Annotated in this window: 1 protein-coding gene; it reads left to right on the top strand. The window is 45.5% G+C overall.

The genetic code is table 11. From position 1 onward, the window contains the following. Positions 1 to 2,281 (top strand): TonB-dependent receptor plug domain-containing protein (locus tag ACR2F3_RS13720; protein WP_432710547.1); only part of this gene is annotated, 2,281 nt, incomplete at both ends.

The raw sequence follows: 2,281 nt of genomic DNA, 5'->3' as shown, positions 1-2,281 counted from the left end.
CAGGGGGGGTAACCTGGGGGGATATCAATTTGCCCGACACCTTAGCCGAGGGTAACTACCGCATCAGGGCCTACACCCAGTGGATGCGGAATGCCGGCCCCGAGTTTGTCTTCGACAAAACCATTAAGATAGGAAACGCCTGGGCTAACAAGGTATTTACAAAAGCTACTTATGCTTACAGTACAGAAAATAATATTCAAAAGGTAAACACCCGATTAAAGTTTTCCGACAAGGAAGGCAAGCCTTACGCTGGCCAGGATGTTAGTTACCAGGTGCAGCTGCAGGATAAAACCATAGAAAAAGGTAAGGGTCAGACCAATGAAAATGGTGAGATAAACTTTGCCTTCTTAAACAAGGGTAACCAACTGCAAAAAACCGGACAAATAACAGCAACCTTAATCCTCCCCGACAAACAGAAAGTAACCAAAATGATCCCGGTTACAGAAACGGCAAAGGATATCGATGTACAATTCTTTCCTGAAGGCGGCAACATGGTTATGAGTTTACCTGGAAAAGTAGGCATCAAGGCAACCGCTAAAAATGGCCTTGGTCAAGACGTTTCGGGAGATATCATTGACCAGAGCGGGCAAGTGGTTACCAACTTCAAATCAAGCTACCTGGGCATGGGGTTTTTTGTGTTAAATCCACAGCCTGGGCAAACTTATACAGCCCTGATTAAAATGGAAGACGGGTCTGAGAAGCGTATTCCGCTGCCTGCTGTTCAGGCACAAGGTTACCAGTTAGCCGTTAATTCCAAAGACACCACTAAATTCAACATCAAGGTACTGATGAGCCCGGAGTTGTTGAAAAATGGAGAGCTGAAGTTGGTGGTTCAACACCAGGGGCAAACTCATGCTGTTGCCCGGATCAAAACTGATAAACAAGTTGCCATGGTGGAAATCTCAAGGGAAGAATTGCCTTCGGGAATCATTCAGTTCACCCTATTCGACCAAGGGAACCAACCGGTTGCCGAACGTTTGGCCTTTCATAAGAGCATAGCCGACGTCATAAACCTTAAAGTAAACAGCAAGCAAGAATTTAAAACCAGGGAGAAAGTGAGTCTGGATCTACTTGCCGAAGCCAACGGCAAGCCCCTGCAAGGCAGTTTCTCGGTTTCCGTAACCAATACCACAGTTGTGGAACCTGATCTGGAAAATGAAAGCCATATTTTTAGCACCTTATTACTCAGTTCAGATTTACCGGGTTATATTGAGAAACCTAACCATTATTTCTCGGATAATTCCAGCACCACTTTACAGCACCTCGACAACTTGTTACTCACCCAGGGCTGGAGAAGATTTACCTGGAAAAACGCGATTAACGACGTAGCACCAACAATTAAGTTCCAGCCGGAAAAGTCGCTTACGATCAGTGGAACTTTAACTACAGAAGGTGGCAAACCAATTCCCGGAGGCCAGGTGACCTTGTTTTCTTCGTCCGGAGGGTTACTCAGCTTGGACACCTTATCTGATTCCAACGGAAGGTTTAAGTTCGACGGCATGATATTTAGTGACAGCACTAAGTTTGTAGTGCAGGGTAGAAATGCTAAAGGCAAGAAATATACAAACCTCAAGATCGATGCCATACCAGGCTTGGTGATAACGCCCAATAAAAACACTGGAGACGTTGCCATCAACGTGAACGAGGCCATTGCCAGCTATATTAAACAAAGTGAAAGTTATTTCGATGAATTAACAAAACGAGGTTCCCTGCAACGTACCATCCATCTGAAAGAGGTGAATATTGGAACGAGTGTGAGTCCGACCAAAAACTCATCAAACATGAATGGCAGCGGTGCCGGTGCTTACGATGCCTTAATTACGGCTAAAGACCTGCAATCCTGCACCATGCTTAGCCAATGTCTCCAGGGACGGGTAGCAGGGTTACGAATTCAAAACGGCAAGGCTTATTTGTCTCGTAATGATGGCCGCCAACCCATGCAGATATTGCTGGATGGCGTGTTCCTTACAGAGGATCCTGAAAGCTATGGTTCTGTTATGGACAATATAAATCCAACGGATGTGGAAACGATTGAAGTCTTAAAAAATAACCATCTTTTAGCCATCTATGGTATGCGTGGCAGCGGTGGCATTTTAGTCATTACCACCAAACGAGGGGGACAATCCACCTATTCTTCTTACACACCGGGCTTGATTACCTATACCCCAAAAGGTTACTCCTATTCCAGAGAGTTTTATTCACCACAACATGATACCGCTACAGCCAATCAGGCTCCGGATTTGCGTACCACCGTGTACTGGAATCCACAAGTGGTGACAGA

The sequence above is a fragment of the Pedobacter sp. genome, from assembly GCF_045627485.1.
GTDB lineage: Bacteria > Bacteroidota > Bacteroidia > Sphingobacteriales > Sphingobacteriaceae > Pedobacter.
Note: the sequence above shows the minus strand (reverse complement) of the source record. Positions and strands in the feature narration are given on the sequence as shown.